Genomic DNA, 18,123 nt, shown 5'->3' with positions numbered 1-18,123 from the left:
ATATTTCCGAAGAATATTTTGGAATAATATCTAATTACAGCAAATGCTCAAACAATATTTAAATTTTAAATTATCTCAAAAATTATCTCCACAACAAATACAGTTGATGAAGTTAATTCAATTACCTACGCAGGCATTTGAACAGCGTATTTCACAAGAAATGAACGAAAACCCTGCGCTAGAAGGTGGAAAGGAAGAAGCTGATAAGTTTGATGAGGATATTAACGATGAATATCAAGAAGATTTTGATGATGGCACAGATGTAATTGAAACCGAAATTAATGTTGATGACTATTTAAGCGACGATGAAACTCCAAGCTATAAATTATCTGCTAATAATTATAGTGCTGATGATGAAGAAACTAACATGCCTTATGCTTCTGGGACTTCATTTAATCAACATTTATTACAACAACTAAATACGTATCGTTTTAATGATGATGAAAAGGAGATTGCAAAATTTCTAGTTGGTAGTGTTGATGAGAGTGGTTACATACGTAGAGAAATTGCAGATATTGTAGACGATCTAGCTTTTACTCAAAATGTATATACTGATGAAACACAAGTGGAAAAAGTTTTAAAAGTTGTACAAGAATTAGATCCTGCAGGCGTAGGTGCTAGAGATTTAAAAGAATGTCTTTCATTACAATTAGAACGTAAAGAACAAAGTCCTCCAGTTGCTTTAGCTACAATTATTATTAATGATGCTTTTGACCATTTTTCAAAAAAACATTATAAAAAATTAATTGCTAAATTTGATATAACGGAAGACCAGTTGAGAGATGCCATTCATGAAATAGAGCACTTAAATCCAAAACCAGGAGGCACCATATCTAGTGGTATACGTATTACAGAACATGTTGTTCCAGACTTTGCAATAAAGATTGTAGATGGTAAGTTAGACTTAACACTTAATGGTCGTAATGCTCCAGAGCTTCATGTTTCAAGGGAGTACACAAACATGCTTAAAGGCTATAAGGAGTCTAAGGACAAATCAAAGTCCCAGAAAGATGCTGTTATGTTTATAAAGCAAAAATTAGACGCTGCAAAATGGTTCATTGATGCAATTAAACAAAGGCAACAAACACTCTTTGTTACCATGAATGCAATTATGCATCGTCAAGAACAATATTTTTTGACAGGTGATGAACGTAATTTGAGGCCAATGATTTTAAAAGATATTGCGGATAAGATTGACATGGATATTTCGACAGTATCTCGTGTTGCAAACAGCAAATATGTTGACACCCCCTACGGTACTAGATTAATTAAAGATTTTTTTAGTGAATCTATGAAAAACGATCAAGGTGAAGATGTTTCTACAAAAGAAATTAAAAAAATCCTTGAAATTACAATTGGAGAAGAAGATAAAAGGAAGCCACTTACTGATGACAAATTAGCCAAAATTCTTAAAGAAAAGGGATATCCTATTGCAAGAAGAACCGTCGCTAAGTATAGGGAGCAACTAGATTTGCCCGTAGCTAGACTTAGAAAAGAAATATAATGAATTTTTTACTGCGTATTGCCGCATATATATTTCACCCTCTCTTCATGCCATTGTTAGGTGTAGGCACCTATTTTGTAGTAACACCCCGCTATACAGAGCCACAATTTATGATGGCAAAAATGTATGCCGTCATTATCATTACAATATTTATTCCTCTTGTTTCATATTTCTTATTAAGAAGCTTAGGGATTGTAAAGTCTATTCATCTATCAGATATCGCAGAGCGGAAATATCCATTGATGGCACAATGTTTACTTATTTTACTATTAATGAAAATGGTATTTAAACCATATGATGATCCTGAATTATATTATTTCTTCGTTGGTATTCTATTTACAACAATGACAGCATTGATTCTGGTATTTTTTTCATTCAAAATTAGTCTTCATCAAATGGCTATTGCTGGTGTAACAATGTTTATTATAGGGCTTAGTATTCATTTTCAAATTAATTTAATTTACACTATGGCCTTTTTCTTTTTTGTAAATGGGCTTGTTGCAACATCTAGACTTCATACAAAGTCACACACCTATCCTGAGCTAATAGGAGGCTTTTTTATAGGGGTTATTCCTCAACTTATATTATTTAGCTATTGGTTATAAAATATAAAAAATAAGACCTAATTTAAGAGGAGTCATATCTACACTTTCACCATTAGTTGTTACAGCACCTGTAAATAGAGGCGTAATTGCATAATGAGCGTAAAAATTAACTGTATTGTATCCAAAAGAAAAAGAAGCACCTAATCGCATTCTATTAAACTCTGAAATATCTGTTTGATTAACGTTATTTCCAGGCTGTTTAAATGCAGCTTTATACCAATAAGTATAACCCAAACGAACTCCCGCATAGATACGCCAAAACTTATAAGTTTCAGCAGTTGAAGATCGCCATCGTAATTGGAATGGAATTTCAATAGTAGACATACTAAACCTATTTCGATCATACGCTACATCATCATCATCAAGTACCGTATAAATTGACTTATCTTGAAGTGTTTCTCCTATAAATACTGTTTGGCCATACTCATCAAAAGACAATCCTAAACCTAAGGCTAAAGCAACATTTCTCTGTTTATTAATTGGCATATCCCTTAAATACCCAAAATGAATTCCACCGCTCAAACCTCTTGTACGAGCATCTCCAGGTTTATTAAGCAATACATTATAGTTAACTCCTATATAAAATTGGTCTTCTCTATATTTTGTATCAATACTATCATTAACCACAATATTTTCTTGACCATAACCATAATTAGTAGCAATCAACAAAATAAAAAAGAAAGAGTAATGAAACAGTTTTTTCATAAGCTAAATATAGTTGTATTTACCAAGTTCATAAAATTAAAAAAGCCTCTTCATTTCTGAAAAGGCTTTTAAATTTAAATTTTAAAGCTATTACTTGTCTGTCAATTCATTTCCTGGTGTTGTAATATAAATTACTTTAACCATATTTAAATCTCTAAGCTTTTCTTTAATATCTGTAACTAATCCTGTATTCGTATCTTCATCAACCTTTAAAGCGACAACAACACTATTTTGAAGTTCTGGTAATAATTTAGCACGTTCTTCAGTTAATGCAAATTGCAATCCAGTAACATCTGTGTACTTATCACCTATTTGAATCTTACCTTCAGTACCATATTTTTCTTGATACCTAGCGCTAGGCTTTCCGGCATAAATATATACAGAACGGTCTTTTTGTAGTTTTTCAACTTGATCTGCTTTAGGTAATTGTTGTTTTACCATTAAATTATCTTTCCTTAATACGGTTACAACCATAAAAAAGAACAATAACATAAATACAATATCTGGTAGCGATGCTGTATTTACTGCAGGTAGTTCACCACCTTTTTTCTTATTAAACTTTGACATTTGTTGTTCTGTTTAGTATTACTATTGCTTCGTATCTGCTTCAGATAGCTTCATTGGGAATAACTTTTGAATCTCTTTTAAACGATCCTTTGCTTTTTCAATGTTTCCTTTATAGCTACCCTCATCAATTGCCTTATTTACTTCTGTAAATTTCCACCCGTATAGACGTTGTGACTCTCTATCTCTTAAAAAATTATAAGCACCTACAAGTTCGTTTTGAACCTGTATATACATAGAGTAAGTACTTTCACGGTCATTTTTTACAGTAATAACAGCCTTATCAGGATTATCTGATGATGCTGGGTTCTTTCTACCTTTACAGTAAGTACATGAACCATCTCCACCATTATCTAAAAATTCAATAGCTGCTTGACGTAAGTCTTCAACTTCCATCAATTCATTATCTGCCAACATATCATTACTTCTATTTATAGAAATAATAAAAATGTTTTTTTCTTTAATAGGTGGAGGAGTTTCTTGTTTCTCCTGCTTAGGTGGTAACTGACGTGCAATCCCTTTATCCTTCTCAATAGTAGTTGTTACCAAGAAAAAGATAAGCAACAGGAACGCGATGTCTGCCATAGACCCTGCATTTACTTCTGGTGTTGCTCTTCTTCCCATGATTATCTTGTTGTTAATTTCTTCACTCCACTAAACACCATTGCAATTATAGCTAATATAGCCATAATATAAAAAGCATAAAGTCCAGTTCCAATCCATTTTGATGTTTGTGCTGTTATAATTTCGCCATCTCTATTTACAGATTCAACTCCTCCTGCTAGAACATAAGCAATAACAAATATGAGTACAAATGCTCCCAATGAAACTAAAGTTTTCTTGATGTTACCCTCGAATAAACCTTTGATAACAAAGATTAACACAGCCACTAATACTATAGCAAACGTAATATAAGCTACATATAGTATGGCATCAAGTCCTTCTCCACCGCTTTCGATGATAGCCTCGTCTCCTTTTGCCACAATCATTCCCCAAAGAACAATACCTGCGACACTAAGAACGAGTGCTACGATTTTTAAAATTTTATGTAAAGCCATTTATTTGGTTTTTTAATGTATTACTTTCTGTTTTTGTAGTCAATCAACATATCAATCAATGTGATAGACGCATCTTCCATACTATTTACAATACTATCAATTTTAGCAATGATATAATTATAAAAGATTTGAAGAATAATTGCCACTACAAGACCAAATACTGTAGTCAAAAGTGCCACTTTAATACCACCCGCTACTAATGAAGGGTTCATATCTCCAGCCGCTTCAATTTTGTCAAAGGCTGTAATCATACCAATTACCGTACCCATGAAACCAAGCATTGGTGCAAGTGCTATAAACAAAGAAACCCAAGAAACATTCTTTTCAAGTTGTCCCATTTGAACACCACCGTAAGCTACAACTGCCTTTTCAGCCGCTTCAATACTCTCGTCTGCACGATCAAGTCCTTGATAGTATATAGATGCTACAGGTCCTTTAGTATTACGACAAACTTCTTTAGCAGCATCAATTCCACCACTATTTAAGGCTTCTTCAACATTTTGAGCTAGTTTTTGTGTATTAGTTGTAGACATGTTTAAGAAAATAATTCTCTCAATTGCCATTGCTAATCCTAAAATCAAACAAACAAGTACAATCCCCATAAATAAAGGACCCCCTTGTATAAAACGCTCTTTTAATTGTTGGTGCCATCCTACTGGCTCTACGTCTGCGGCTGCTTCTTCATCTTGAACGAATGTTACAGTAGCTGCTTCTACTAATGTGTTTGAGGTTGTTGGCGCATTAAGAGCTGTTGCGTTTGCTGATAAAGTTCCCGCAAAAACAAGTGCGGCAATTGCCATAATAGAAAATAATTTTTTCATTGCTATCGACTTAAAGTTTGATTTTAAAATTGGTTTAATTTAAGATTTTAAAGATATAAAAATATTTATGGAAACAACAAGAATATTCTAAGACGTGTAACAAATTGTTTAAATAGTAGACAAAGTAACTTTGGTAGCTGCTAATTATTAACCAATTAAATCAATTAAAACTCTCACCTTAAATTTAAAATTACTTACATCTATTTTAAGCTTTGCATCTAATTAGGCACTAAAATAGCCCATTAAACATTCACAAATTGTTAAATCAACTAAATTATCCTGTTAAGAAACTTATTAATTATTGAACAAAAGCAATCATTATAGCAGCAATTAATAATTTGTTTAATTTCTTATATATTAATTAGATATACAAATAATAAGAATCGATTTATAAATTTTATTGAGTTTTTAAGCTATACTAAATGCAAAACCGACTACATCTAAAAGACATAATCGGTCATCTATTAGCAGAAAGGAAGGGATTCGAACCCTCGATACGTTGCCGTATACACGCTTTCCAAGCGTGCGCCTTAAGCCACTCGGCCACCTTTCTAGTTACTATTTGCAAATATCGCAAAAAGCTTCATCTCTTAAAATTTCCGAAGCTATTCTTTTAACTCATTTCACCTCTTAAAGGGGTTTCAAAGACACTTTTAAAATTTGAAAAGGTAATATCTTGTTTCAAAAGGTACATTAGTTTTGCAAGCGCCGCCTCTGTAGTGATATCTTTTCCGCTAATAATCCCCATCTTTTTCATCGCTGTACTCGTTTCATAATGACCCATCGCTACACTCCCTCCTGAACATTGTGTAACATTGATTACAGGAATATTACGTCTTAGCAAATCCTTTAACGCAGTTAAAAACCATGGTGCTGTTGTCAAGTTACCACTACCATACGTCTCTAAGACCAACCCCTTCATCCCAGTATATGAAAATATGTGTTTTACAGCTCCTTCTGTAATTCCTGGAAACATTTTGAGAAGCACAATATTTGATTCTAATTTTTTATGAAACTTTAAAATTTTGGTTTTATCAACTTTTAATAAAGACCGCTTATCAATGTCTAAATGAACCCCACTCTCGGCAAGAGCTGGGTAATTTAAAGATGCAAAAGCCTCAAAATGCTCTGCATTAATCTTTGTGGTACGATTTGCACGGTACAATTTATACTCAAAATAAAGTCCTACTTCTCTAATAATAGGTGCATCTTTACCCCATTGTGATGCTAATTGAATAGTGGTAATTAAATTTTCTTTTGCGTCCGTCCTTAAATCACCAATAGGTAATTGAGAGCCAGTAAACAAAACAGGTTTATCTAGGTTTTCTAGCATAAAGCTTAATGCAGATGCTGTGTATGACATTGTATCACTACCATGCAATACTACAAAACCGTCAAACTCATTATACCGTTCTTCAATAACCGTAACAAGTTGTTCCCAATGCGCCGGATCCATATTTGAACTATCAATAGGAGCATCAAAACTATAGGTGTCAATCTCACAATCAAGCAGTTTTAACTCTGGTATATGTTTTAACAAATCATCAAAGTTAAAATTACTTAATGCACCTGTTTCAAAGTTTTTAATCATCCCAATGGTTCCACCAGTATATATAAGGAGTATGTTTGGTATTTTATTCATAGGTGTTAAATTAAATATTATAGAATAAGAATGGGTTTCTCTTCGGAAATTTTAATGATTGGTCACATTTCCGAAGACATCAAAGGCATTTTTTGTTGTTTGAGTAGCAACTTCCTCTGCCGAAATAGAATAGATTGCTGCAACTTTTTCGCAAATTATAGACAAATAGCTGCTTTCGTTTCGCTTTCCTCTATAAGGTACGGGAGCAAGATAGGGCGAATCAGTCTCAAGCACTATATGCTTTAATGGTATTTGATTTAGAAACTGATCAATCTTTCCATTTTTAAATGTGACGACACCCCCAATTCCTAATTTCATATTATAAGAAATAGCTTGATGAGCTTGATCAATCGTACCCGTAAAGCAATGGAATATTCCAAATAGCTCATCACTTTTTTCGCTTTCTAAAACTTCAAAAACCTCATCAAAAGCATCTCTACAATGAATTACAATAGGGAGCTTATTACTTTTTGCTAAAGCAATCTGGCGTTTAAATGCATCCTTTTGAATACCTAATGTGCTCTTGTCCCAGTATAAATCAATACCTATCTCTCCAACTGCTACAAATTTATGTTCTCTAAATTGGTCCTCCACATGCACAAGTTCGTCCTTATAATTTTCGTTCACACTTGTGGGGTGCAATCCCATCATTAAATGGATGTTTTTTGGGTAAGCCGCTTTTAAATCATGCATAGACTTTGTGTGAGCTGCATCTATTGCGGGAAGAAAAAAATGATGGATATTTTTATCAAAGCTGCGTTGCATCACGGCATCACGGTCGTCATTAAATGCATCACTATATAAATGTGTGTGGGTATCAATTAACATGGGACAAATCTAGTCATTTTGTTTGCTATCTTTACAAAAAAAGAGGGTGCAACTACGTGAAATTTTAGAAGCAAAAGGATTTACTAGAGTACCATTAAAAACAATGAGCTCTGGCCATTTCACATGTGCAATAAAATTAAATAACATCAAAGGCACTTTCATTGTTGATACTGGGGCCTCTACAAGCTGCATAGGGTTAGATTACATTAACTTTTTTAAATTAAAAACCTCTAAAAGCGATGTTATTGCAGCTGGTGCGGGTGCGACAAATATGACGACAGAGCTTTCTGAAAACAATATTGTAAAAATAGAAAACCACACCACTTTAAATATGGCTTTTGTCCTTTTTGATCTCTCACATGTAAATCAAGCGCTTTCATTAATCGACTCTAATATTGTTCATGGAATTATAGGCGCAGACTATCTTAAAAATAAACGCGCAGTAATAGATTACGGACGTAATTGTTTGTATCTCAAATAATTTAAAGGCTTTATTACTATAAGTCCGAAAATTTATTAAATTTACGTCTCCTCGCAAAACCTCATGAATATCCGAATAGTTTTATTTTTTTTATTACTAATATCTGCTTCGCAACTTGTGAAAGCTCAAGATATTGAACATTATAAATATATTGCGACGACTAATAAAAATACAGAGATAATTCTTGAATCTCTTGACTCTGTGATTTCAAAATCTTTTAGAAAAGACGAAGATGTTTTTATTGATTATAGTTTAAAATATATTGAATTAGCAAAAAAGCACGATTATTTTGAAAGTGCAGCTAAGAAGGCTATTAACCTACAAGGACCTCTTACCTCCCACGGTAATGATCCATACAAAGCTGTGAGCATAATCAAAGGTGTTTTAGCTTATAAGTATAAAATTAAAGACAGCTTTCTTTTAGGTAGTCTTTATAATAGAAAAGCAAAAGCGTATCAAAGTGTATCGCTTGAAGACGCTGTTAAAAACTACACCCTAGCTATTGATAATTACGCCGTCAAAGACACACTACTTAGAGCGGATAATTATTTATTTAGAGGCCAAACTAATTCTAACTTAGGTAATTTCATTGAAGCTGGTAAAGATTTCAATAAAGCATATTCATTATATCAATCTACAGGAAGGATAAACTATATGCTATATTCACAACAAGGAAATATAGCAATGCTTAGTAAAAACGGGTTTTTAGAGGAAGCCTATAAAGAACGTTTAAAATTTATAAGTAAAGCAATCGAATTAGAAAGACCTCAATATCTAGTTACAGCTTATTATAATCAAGCATTAGACTTTAAACAAATGGGGAAGTTTGACAAAGAGTTTGAAAGTTTACTCAACGCAAAAAATAGTTTAAAAGGAAACGAGAACAATGATCTTATTCTTAATATTCATGCAAAACTTTGTGAATACTATTTAAGAGCTAATGATATTACAAACGCAAGAGAACAATATAATTTATTAAAAAGCATACCATTTAAAGAGGAAAGCGAACTTTTAAAATCTGTTGTTTTTAATGGCGCAAAAGCTAGATATCTATTAAAAACAGGAGAGTATGAAGCATCATTACTAGCAGCTCTCAAAAAACTTAAAAATTCAGAAACACTAGGTCATAGCGAAGAGGTTATGGACTCAAATTTATTAATTTCTGAAATTTATGAAAAACTAGGAAATTATAAAGATGCTCTAATAAACAAAAACGAATATCTCAGTAAAAGAAATTCACTTTTTAGTGAGAACAAACTTAACTCTTTAGCTTTTTATCAATCACGCTATGAATCCGAAAAAAAAGAAAAAGAATTATTTGAAAAAACAGCAAATATTGAACGCTTACAGGGACAAAATGATGAATTTAAGAGACAATCCATATATCTTAGTATTGCAGGAGTATTACTTTTTGGAATAATTTTACTGTATCGCGCGCAACGCCAACACAAAACAAATAAACTACTCCAAGAGCGATTTAGTCAAGATCTATTAATATCTCAAGAGGAAGAACGCAAAAGAATTTCAAACGATTTACATGATGGGTTAGGGCAACGCTTGTTGGTTTTAAAAAACAAGCTCATTGCTAATGGTGATTTAGAAAGTCAAAAAATGGTAGATACAACTATTGAAGAAGTTAGAACAATAACCAGAGACCTTCACCCTTTCCAGTTACAAGAACTTGGAATTACTAAAGCTATAGAATATACAATTTCAGAAATAGACGAAAATACAGGTTTATTTATCTCTTCCGAAATAGATAACATCGATAACGTTTTTACTAAAGAACAAGAAGTAAATATTTACCGCATTGTACAAGAAGCATTAAGTAATGTTGTAAAACATGCCGCTGCCGAAGCAACAAAATTGACAGTAACTAAAGCTATGAGTTCTGTTATTATAGCTATAAGAGATAATGGGAGCGGCTTTGACTTTCCTGAGAAATATCAAGACACCAAGTCACTAGGCTTAAAAACACTTTTAGAAAGAACCAAATCATTAAACGGACAAATGAAAGTACAATCAAGAAAAGAAAACGGAACATTACTCGAATTTCAATTTCCTATATAATGATAAAAAAATCAATAATCATAGCAGATGACCACCCATTACTCTTAAAAGGTTTACGGGATTTTCTCACTGAAAAGGACTATAACATTATAGGTAGCGCTTTAGACGGTAATAATGCTTTAGAAATGATTATTACAAAAAAACCAGACATTGCTATTTTAGATATACAAATGCCTTTCATATCTGGACTTGAAATTGCAAAAATGTGCAAGGCTAATGCTTACGAAACTAAAATTGTACTTATTACCCTACATAAAGAAAAGGAGTTATTTAAAAAAGCCAAGGACCTAAATATATATGGTTATATTCTTAAAGAGTTTGCTTTAGAAGAAATTGAAAACTGTATTAAAACTGTAAGTAAAGGAGAAACTTATTTTAGTGAAAATATGAAAAAGCTACTTGGCGTCGAGCAATTAAAAGAAAGCTCATTAAGTATGCTAACTCCTTCTGAAAAGAAAATTTTAAAATTGATTGCTCAAGACAAAACTAATAAAGAAATAGCTTCACTACTTTTTATTTCTTACAGAACTGTAGAAAAACATCGTAGTAATATAATTACAAAACTTAATTTAGAACCTAAAACCAATAGTTTATTGATCTGGGCAAAAAAGCACCAATCTTAAAATGAGGCACTTAAAACAATATACGTAGAAATACGTATTGATTAGTTGTATAAATATCCCCACATTTGTAACATAGTTTTTTAAAAAATGAAGGACGATATAGAAAAATCAAATTTACTAATTGGCAATAGACTCTTTTATGTCGTTTTAATTATTATAATCATTAGCGTAATTGGAATGAACGTCCTTAATTATTTTATTTAATTTAAATTGCAGAAAAAATCCCGTTATCAAGTAATGATAACGGGATTTTTTTTAAACACTATTTTTTACTCTGCTGCCTCAAGATTTATGTCATCGATATTTTCATCCTTTGAGCTTCTTAAACCATGAATCCACATTTTCATTCTCATTGCAAGATAAAACAACACAGGTACAATAATTAATGTCAAGAATGTTGCTATAAACAAACCATAAATTACAGTCCAAGCTAGAGGTCCCCAAAAAATTACATTATCTCCACCCATGTAAATATTTGGATTAAACTCACTAAATAGAGAAAAGAAATCAATATTTAAACCTATTGCTAGTGGTATTAATCCAAGAATAGTTGTTATTGCTGTCAATAAAACAGGACGCAAACGAGCCTTACCTGCTTTGATTATACTTTCTAATAAATCGTCTTTTTCAAGATAATCTTTATCATCAATATCAAGTTTGTTTTTCTTTCTATCTATTAATAATTGTGCATAATCAAGTAACACAACTCCATTATTTACAACAATACCTGCTAGTGAGATAATACCCATCATAGTCATCAATATTACAAATGAAGAACCACTAATTACTATTCCACCAAAAACTCCAATTAAACTTAAAAATATTGCCACCATAATAATAGTAGGCTTTGAAATAGAATTAAATTGGAATATCAAAATCAAGAAAATTAAGCCTAATCCACTAAAAAATGCTCCCATTAAGAAAGCTTGTTCTTTATTTTGTTCTTCTAATTGTCCAGTATAATCAATTTTAATATCCTCTGGCATTCCTTCATAACTTCTCATTGCATCTTGAACTTCAGCAACTGCAGCACCTGCATCTGTGTAACCTGGCTTAAGCCCAGAATAAACTGTAACTACTCTTCTAGTCTCTTTATGCTTAATAGCACTAAAACCTGAGCTATTTTCTTGAGAAGCTACTGCGCTTACTGGTATTTCTCTCATTTGACCAGTATTTGTTCTAAAAGTCATTGTTTGATTAAAAAGAGCACTTTTATTGTATCGACTATTTTCATTGAAACGAATATAAATATCAAAATCATCTCCATCCTCCTTATAAACGCCAGCCTTTGTCCCAAAAATTGCATTTCTCAATTGCTGCCCTACTTGTCCAGTACTAACACCTAGTTCTCCTGCTTTTTCTCTATCCACAACAACTTGCATTGCAGGCTTATCTTTATTTACATCTATCTTCAATTCATCAATAGCGGCTATGTTTCGTGTATTTAAAAACTTTCGCATATTTTCTGCAGTTGCAATTAACTCATTATAATCTTCACCTTCTAATTCAATATTTACCGCAGCACCTTGAGGTGGACCATTTGCATCCTTCTCTACCGAAACTAATAATCCTGGATAAACACCCTCTAACTCTTCTTGTACTTTTTTTCTTAACACCTCACTATCCTCGCCGCGTCTATATTTATATTCGCGCATTGATGCTGTAATTTTTCCTTTATGCGGCATTTCAGCAGCAGACCCACCATCGGTTTGTGGATTTCCTGCTCCAGCACCTACCTGTGAAACCGTACTCTCTACTAAAAAGTTGTAATCACCATCTGTATAAGAATCACTATTAAGAATTTTAAATACACGCTTCTCTACCTCTTTTGTAATTGCATTTGTTTTTTCAATAGCTGTCCCTTCTGGGTATTCTAAATACACAATTATTTGATTAGGCTTATTATCTGGAAAGAACTCTATTTTTGTCCTTTGTGCAGCAACTGACCCTCCAAACGCCATAATTGACCCTACAAATAATAGTAATGCAAGTACCGAAATTATATAAGGACGCTTTCCCTTAAAAGCTTTAGTCAAATTACGCTCATAGAAATTTTCTAATTTTACTAAGGATTTTTTCTGAAATCTATTCGCCATTTTACGTAAAACCAAACGATAAACCCATAGCATTATGGCAACAACTATCATAAGCACTCCAATACCTCTATATGCACCTCCAACAATAGCAATTACTAAACCTATTCCTCCAACAATTGCCGAAATTTTAATCAAATTACTAATAGGCATATCCTTATCCTCTGTAGTCATAAATTGTGATACCAGTACAGAATTAAAGAAAATAGCAACAAATAAAGAAGAACCAAGAACCACTGAAAGTGTTATAGGAAAATAAATCATGAACTGCCCCATCAAACCTGGCCATAATCCTAAAGGTATAAATGCAGCTACAGTTGTAGCAGTAGAAATAATAATAGGAAATGCAATTTCACCAATACCTTTTTTAGCTGCCTCTACTCTACCCATCCCCTCCTCATCCATTAAACGATATACGTTTTCAACAACCACAATACCATTATCTACAAGCATTCCTAGCCCCATAATTAAACCAAAAAGAATCATAGTGTTAAGCGTATAACCCATCCAGCTCAATATCATCAATGACATAAACATAGACATTGGGATTGCAAAACCTACAAACAGAGCGTTCTTAAATCCTAAGAAAAACATTAAAACTGTTACAACGAGAATAATTCCGAAAATAATATTATTCACTAAATCATCAACCTGACCAATGGTTTTAGAAGACTGATCATTACTAATCGATAATTTTAAATCTGATGGAAATTTATTCTCTTTTGCCTGTGCTACAATAACCTCTACTTTTTCTGCAGCAGCCACCATGTTTTTTCCTGAACGTTTTTTTACATCTAGCATAACAACTTGCTCACCAAACTCTCTTGCAAATGTTGTTTTATCCTTCTCTCTAAATGATACCGAAGCAACATCCTCAAGATATACCGTATTCCCATCCTCACTTTTTACAACAAATTTATTGAGCTCATTTGGGTTTTCAATTTCACCTAAAATTCTAATAGTTCTACGCTGTCCACTTGACTTAAAGTTTCCGGCAGACATTGTCATATTTCCATTACTAATGGCATTACTAATGTCTGTAAAACTCACATTACTCGCCATCATTTTATAAATATCAACAGCAACCTCTACTTCTTTTTCTTGAGCACCGCGAATATCCACCTTTTTAATTTCCGTTAGGTTCTCTATTTCATCTTGAAGATATTCACCAAATTCCTTCAATTGCATTACAGTATAATCCCCAGATATGTTAATATTTAAAATGGGCATTTCTTCACTCATACTTAGCTCAAAAACATTAGGCTCTATTTTTGCACCATTAAAAGTGGGCCAGTCTTCACCAGATGTTTCCCCGTCAATCTCATCTTTAACTAATTGTTTTGCTTGTTCTACAGGAATGTCATCATCAAACTCAACAACAATCATTGAATAGTCTTCCTGTGATGTAGAGGTCAATTCAGTAACTCCGCTCACGGTTTTCAATTTGTCCTCTAATGGATCTGTAATCAGTTTTTCAATGTCCTCTGCAGTATTTCCTGGAAACAATGAACTAATATAAATTTTAGTCTCTCTAATTTCTGGAAATGCCTCTCGCGGCATTGAATTATATGCGCTGTATCCTAAAAAAAGGATAAGTGCCATAGCCGCATAAATAGTAGTTTTATTATTTATAGCCCAGCTGGAGAGTTTAAATTCTTTTTCGGTATCTTTTTTCTTTTTTGCCATGATTTGGTTTCGCTAATGCGAACATATTTATGGTTAGTATGAGATTAATTTTACGGTTTGACCGTCTTTCACACTTCGTGCTCCTTCTTCAATAATCTCATCACCTGCTTTTAAGCCTTCAAGAATTTCTATTGAATCACCTTGCGTTTTTCCTGGTTTAACAATTACCCTCTTTGCTACAGCCTCTTCTCCTTTTTTATTAGACAAAACATATACGTATTGATCTCCCATTGCATTTTCACTAATTATACTTTGTGGAATTAAGATAGAGTTAGGGCGTGTGTAATCATTAATTTTAAGGCGAGCTGTTAAATTAGGCTTAATATCCTTTTCCTTATTGGGAATATCAATCTCAATTTTATAAGTTCTATTATTAGGGTTAATATAGTTTCCTGTTTGACTTACTTTAGCCTCCATTCTTTTATTCAATACTGGAAAAAACACCTCTACATCCTTGCCTGTAACAACATCAGAGAGGTATCCTTCAGGTACATTTGTCTTTATGTGCATGTCATTTAAACTTACAATACGCATTAATGAAGTTGTCCCTGGCGAAACAACACTACCACGCTCAGTAATTAAATCATCAATAGTTCCTGAAAAAGGTGCTCTAACATTCGATTTTCCCACTTGTTGCTTCATTGAGTTAATTGCTTTTAACTGTCCTTCATAAGTTGATTTTGCCTGGAGAAATTGAATTTCACTACCTATTTTTTGATTCCATAATCGCTCTTGTCTTTCAAATGTAGTTTTTGCCAAATCCGCTTGCACTTGCATTTGAGCTAACTGTTGGCTTAATCCACCATCATCCACTTTAGCTAGTATTTGACCTTTGCTTACTTTTTGTCCTTCTTTAATATAAACATTTGTAAGTACGCCCCCCATTTCTGGCGTGATTACAATATTTTGATCTGTTTCAACATCACCTTGCAATTCTACAAAATGTTCAAAAAGTGTATCTTTTGCCACAAATGATGTTACCAAAGGAATATTTTTATCAGGATTAAGTTCGCTTAGTTTTGCATCTAGCTTTTTTAACTCTGCATTTATCTCTTGTTGTTGTAATGCTAATTCCTTTCTTTTCTCTGTAATTGCAGCTACATCTTCTGTTTCTAATACAGACGCTACAGTTTTTTCTTCACCTTTTCCACAAGAGGCTACTAATAAGGCAATACTAAAAAGCGTGATTAATTTTTTCATTGGTATATTTTCGATTAGTTTTATTAGTATCTATTTTTTATTTCTTCTGAAGTTACTCTCAATTGCGGTGTGTTTAATACCGTTTCTATTTCAGCTTTGCTATTTATTAAATCTAGCATTGATTGAAAGTATTGTTGTTGTGCACTATATAATTGTGTTTGGGCTTGACGTAAGTCAAAACTTGTACTTAAACCCTCTGTAAATTTTACTTGATTTTTGTTTTCAATACGAGTTGCTAATTCAATATTTTTCTTAGAGTTTTCATATTTTTCAATAGCAAACAAGTAATTACTTTTTGCAGTATTAAGATCAAGATTAACTTGTTGTTTAGTCTCTTCAAGTTCTGTCTTAGCTTGATCAAGGGCTATCTTTGCACGTTGTGTACGAGCATTTCTAAGACCACTACTAAAAATAGGGATATCAAGGCTAAATCCTAAAATTGACGATTGAAACCAAACTTGATTATCATTTAAAAAAGTAAACTTGTCGCTATTTGCTGCAGCACCGTAATTGATAAATGCATTTAAACTAGGCAATGCTTTACTTCTTTCTAGTTGCATTTCAAGATCTCGTTGCTCTGTAAGATTTTGTGCTATTTTATAATCTACATTTTCTTCCACGTTTAAATTTGAATCTAACAATTCTAAACTTACTTGGCGTAGCGCTAATGTATCTAAATCATCCGTAAACATAACAGGTGCAGTTACATCAATCCCTAAAGCGATATTAAACATCTGTCTTGCAATTACTGAGGAGCGGCGGGCATTACTTAACTGTGTATCTACGTCTAGTAAGGTTATTTCAAGTTGCTCTACGCTCTCTTCTTCAGTAAGTCCATTTTTAAAAATTTCACGAGTTTCAAAAAGATTTTTTTCTAATGCTTCTTTGTTTTTTTCAAAAATAGCAATCAACTCATCAGATAGAAGCACACTACCATAAGAGTTAATAACTCCCTTTCTAACTTCGAGATTTGTTTTTTCGTTAGCATTTTCACTAAACCGCAAAAAAGATTTCGCTGCTTTTAATCCCACGAGATAGCTACCATCAAATATCAATTGATTTAATGTTGCTACCGCGTTTGCTGTTTGTTTTGTACCAAAAGTTACTGGAACAAAAGTACCTGGTTCACCTCCAGTAATTTCAGCAGGCAAAAGAGTAACGGGTTGTTTTAAATTATTTTGATATGAAACATTACCACTTACTTGCGGTAATCCCGTTGCAGTTGTTTCCCATTTTTGCTTTAAAGCTTTAGCAATATCTCTCCTTGCATTTATTGCAGTGTAATTACTATCTATCGCAAAGGTGACGGCTTCTTCTAAAGAAAAAGAATATGTCGACTCTTGAGCAGTTACACTAACAGAAAGTGCCGTTAATAATATAATGAGGTGTTTTTTCATTAGTTCTGGTTTGATTTGATGAGTTGGTTGAGTATTTTTCTGCCTTCTGGAGTTACAATACCACGTAAGTGATATTCTAAATACATTTCGTAAAGTGTATCTCCAGAAAACATAGAGAGCGGAAAAAGGTCTTCTTCTTTAATTCCTGTAAGTCCTTTAAAATAAATTCTAGAGACAAATTGTACATCAATATTATCTCTATATAATTTTTGTTCAAGACCACGATTTAAATTTTTCAAAACACATTCTTGCATAAAACTAAATTGTCTCCGCTTAATATTGCCATGAATTGAAGGGTAATATTTCTGTAATTGATGCCAAGGTGAAGTTTTTTCATTCCTCATATGGTCTATCACGCGTTTCTTAATGTCATAAAGTTCTTCAATAGGGTTTTTGTTTTGACTACAAATGCAATCAATATCTTTTGAAATTATTTCAAAAATAGCATCAGTTACCACCGCTATAATTGTTTCTTTATTATTAAAATGCGTATAAATTGTCTTCTTCGAAATACCCATTTCATGAGCAATGTCGTCCATTGTAACACTCTTAAAACCAAGTGTCATAAACATTTCTGAAGCTTTTTGTATTATCTTATCTGTCATCCCTACTCCTAAAATCTAATATATATTTTTACCCTATAAGGTTTAAATTAATAATTTGCAATCAATATTTTACGACAAATATGTTTTGCAAATGTTTTGCAAATATACCCTTGGAAACTATTAAAACCAAAAAAGTTTCCAAAGTTTTTACAATTATTTAACATTAGTTTTAATTGTAGCACCTATATATAGGTAACAATATTTTAGAGTAAATTTCAATTCATTCTACCCTCTTATAGTA

16 protein-coding genes and 1 tRNA gene are annotated in these 18,123 nt (G+C 32.6%); 5 read left to right on the top strand and 12 right to left on the bottom strand.

Annotated elements, in window-relative coordinates:
* Positions 1-43 precede the first annotated feature (43 nt).
* Both rpoN and GB234_RS03375 read left to right on the top strand, forming a co-directional pair.
* A complete protein-coding gene (gene rpoN, locus GB234_RS03380) occupies positions 44-1,504 on the top strand; it encodes an RNA polymerase factor sigma-54 (protein ID WP_151893104.1) in 1,461 nt (486 codons plus the stop codon).
* Positions 1,504-2,109, top strand: a complete 606-nt coding sequence (locus GB234_RS03375; protein WP_151893103.1) for a manganese efflux pump — start codon at positions 1,504-1,506, stop codon at positions 2,107-2,109. The genes rpoN and GB234_RS03375 overlap by 1 nt, the downstream gene beginning before the upstream one ends.
* On the opposite strand, the gene GB234_RS03370 is transcribed toward GB234_RS03375, so the two are convergent.
* The 8 genes from GB234_RS03370 to GB234_RS03335 form a co-directional block, all read right to left on the bottom strand.
* Entirely contained in the window at positions 2,104-2,814 is a 711-nt protein-coding gene (locus tag GB234_RS03370; protein ID WP_151893102.1) for an outer membrane beta-barrel protein, read from the bottom strand. The genes GB234_RS03375 and GB234_RS03370 overlap by 6 nt on opposite strands.
* 90 nt (positions 2,815-2,904) lie before the next feature.
* Positions 2,905-3,381, bottom strand: a complete 477-nt coding sequence (locus GB234_RS03365; protein WP_151893101.1) for an ExbD/TolR family protein — start codon at positions 3,379-3,381, stop codon at positions 2,905-2,907.
* Positions 3,382-3,402: 21 nt separating this feature from the next.
* Positions 3,403-4,002, bottom strand: a complete 600-nt coding sequence (locus GB234_RS03360; RefSeq protein ID WP_151893100.1) for an ExbD/TolR family protein — start codon at positions 4,000-4,002, stop codon at positions 3,403-3,405.
* A gap of 2 nt (positions 4,003-4,004) precedes the next feature.
* On the bottom strand, positions 4,005-4,436 hold the full coding sequence (locus GB234_RS03355; RefSeq protein WP_151893099.1) for a hypothetical protein: 432 nt from the start codon (positions 4,434-4,436) through the stop codon (positions 4,005-4,007).
* Between the two features lie 20 nt (positions 4,437-4,456).
* A complete protein-coding gene (locus GB234_RS03350; RefSeq protein WP_151893098.1) occupies positions 4,457-5,257 on the bottom strand; it encodes a MotA/TolQ/ExbB proton channel family protein in 801 nt (266 codons plus the stop codon).
* A gap of 468 nt (positions 5,258-5,725) precedes the next feature.
* A tRNA-Ser gene (locus GB234_RS03345) sits at positions 5,726-5,810 on the bottom strand.
* A gap of 60 nt (positions 5,811-5,870) precedes the next feature.
* Complete coding sequence (locus GB234_RS03340; RefSeq protein ID WP_151893097.1) at positions 5,871-6,899, bottom strand: asparaginase; 1,029 nt, start codon at positions 6,897-6,899, stop codon at positions 5,871-5,873.
* Positions 6,900-6,950: 51 nt separating this feature from the next.
* Complete coding sequence (locus GB234_RS03335) at positions 6,951-7,727, bottom strand: TatD family hydrolase (RefSeq protein ID WP_151893096.1); 777 nt, start codon at positions 7,725-7,727, stop codon at positions 6,951-6,953.
* A 46-nt stretch (positions 7,728-7,773) separates the two neighbouring features.
* Between GB234_RS03335 and GB234_RS03330 the strand changes: the two genes are divergently transcribed.
* The 3 genes from GB234_RS03330 to GB234_RS03320 all read left to right on the top strand — a co-directional run bounded on the left by GB234_RS03330 (position 7,774) and on the right by GB234_RS03320 (position 10,901).
* Positions 7,774-8,208, top strand: coding sequence for a retropepsin-like aspartic protease (locus GB234_RS03330; protein WP_235906042.1), 435 nt, complete (start codon positions 7,774-7,776; stop codon positions 8,206-8,208).
* Between the two features lie 63 nt (positions 8,209-8,271).
* A complete protein-coding gene (locus GB234_RS03325; protein WP_151893095.1) occupies positions 8,272-10,278 on the top strand; it encodes a sensor histidine kinase in 2,007 nt (668 codons plus the stop codon).
* Positions 10,278-10,901: a response regulator gene (locus GB234_RS03320; protein ID WP_151893094.1), complete on the top strand. Its 624-nt coding sequence runs from the start codon at positions 10,278-10,280 to the stop codon at positions 10,899-10,901. The genes GB234_RS03325 and GB234_RS03320 overlap by 1 nt, the downstream gene beginning before the upstream one ends.
* 269 nt (positions 10,902-11,170) lie before the next feature.
* Here GB234_RS03320 and GB234_RS03315 read toward each other — a convergent pair whose 3' ends face one another.
* From GB234_RS03315 to GB234_RS03300, 4 genes are read right to left on the bottom strand one after another with little or no spacing between them, the layout of a single operon-like run.
* The gene (locus tag GB234_RS03315; protein ID WP_151893093.1) at positions 11,171-14,680 is read right to left on the bottom strand and encodes an efflux RND transporter permease subunit; all 3,510 of its coding nucleotides are present in this window, start codon (positions 14,678-14,680) and stop codon (positions 11,171-11,173) included.
* A 33-nt stretch (positions 14,681-14,713) separates the two neighbouring features.
* Positions 14,714-15,880 (bottom strand): efflux RND transporter periplasmic adaptor subunit, encoded by a 1,167-nt coding sequence (locus tag GB234_RS03310; protein ID WP_151893092.1) that lies wholly within the window; start codon positions 15,878-15,880, stop codon positions 14,714-14,716.
* Positions 15,881-15,903: 23 nt separating this feature from the next.
* On the bottom strand, positions 15,904-17,277 hold the full coding sequence (locus tag GB234_RS03305) for a TolC family protein (RefSeq protein ID WP_151893091.1): 1,374 nt from the start codon (positions 17,275-17,277) through the stop codon (positions 15,904-15,906).
* A complete protein-coding gene (locus GB234_RS03300) occupies positions 17,277-17,882 on the bottom strand; it encodes a TetR/AcrR family transcriptional regulator (protein WP_151893090.1) in 606 nt (201 codons plus the stop codon). The genes GB234_RS03305 and GB234_RS03300 overlap by 1 nt, the downstream gene beginning before the upstream one ends.
* Positions 17,883-18,123: the final 241 nt, after the last annotated feature.

Origin of the sequence: Patiriisocius marinistellae (assembly GCF_009014635.1) — a bacterium.
Lineage (GTDB): Bacteria > Bacteroidota > Bacteroidia > Flavobacteriales > Flavobacteriaceae > Patiriisocius > Patiriisocius marinistellae.
This window is presented reverse-complemented; position numbering and strand designations above follow the sequence as displayed.

Coding starts and splice junctions, on each gene's coding strand:
- GB234_RS03335 (WP_151893096.1), bottom strand. CDS start 7,727: ATGTTAATTGATACCCACACACATTTATATAGTGATGCATTTAATGAC.
- GB234_RS03365 (WP_151893101.1), bottom strand. CDS start 3,381: ATGTCAAAGTTTAATAAGAAAAAAGGTGGTGAACTACCTGCAGTAAAT.
- GB234_RS03360 (WP_151893100.1), bottom strand. CDS start 4,002: ATGGGAAGAAGAGCAACACCAGAAGTAAATGCAGGGTCTATGGCAGAC.
- GB234_RS03340 (WP_151893097.1), bottom strand. CDS start 6,899: ATGAATAAAATACCAAACATACTCCTTATATATACTGGTGGAACCATT.
- GB234_RS03305 (WP_151893091.1), bottom strand. CDS start 17,277: ATGAAAAAACACCTCATTATATTATTAACGGCACTTTCTGTTAGTGTA.
- GB234_RS03325 (WP_151893095.1), top strand. CDS start 8,272: ATGAATATCCGAATAGTTTTATTTTTTTTATTACTAATATCTGCTTCG.
- GB234_RS03350 (WP_151893098.1), bottom strand. CDS start 5,257: ATGAAAAAATTATTTTCTATTATGGCAATTGCCGCACTTGTTTTTGCG.
- GB234_RS03310 (WP_151893092.1), bottom strand. CDS start 15,880: ATGAAAAAATTAATCACGCTTTTTAGTATTGCCTTATTAGTAGCCTCT.
- GB234_RS03300 (WP_151893090.1), bottom strand. CDS start 17,882: ATGACAGATAAGATAATACAAAAAGCTTCAGAAATGTTTATGACACTT.
- rpoN (WP_151893104.1), top strand. CDS start 44: ATGCTCAAACAATATTTAAATTTTAAATTATCTCAAAAATTATCTCCA.
- GB234_RS03320 (WP_151893094.1), top strand. CDS start 10,278: ATGATAAAAAAATCAATAATCATAGCAGATGACCACCCATTACTCTTA.
- GB234_RS03355 (WP_151893099.1), bottom strand. CDS start 4,436: ATGGCTTTACATAAAATTTTAAAAATCGTAGCACTCGTTCTTAGTGTC.
- GB234_RS03370 (WP_151893102.1), bottom strand. CDS start 2,814: ATGAAAAAACTGTTTCATTACTCTTTCTTTTTTATTTTGTTGATTGCT.
- GB234_RS03375 (WP_151893103.1), top strand. CDS start 1,504: ATGAATTTTTTACTGCGTATTGCCGCATATATATTTCACCCTCTCTTC.
- GB234_RS03315 (WP_151893093.1), bottom strand. CDS start 14,680: ATGGCAAAAAAGAAAAAAGATACCGAAAAAGAATTTAAACTCTCCAGC.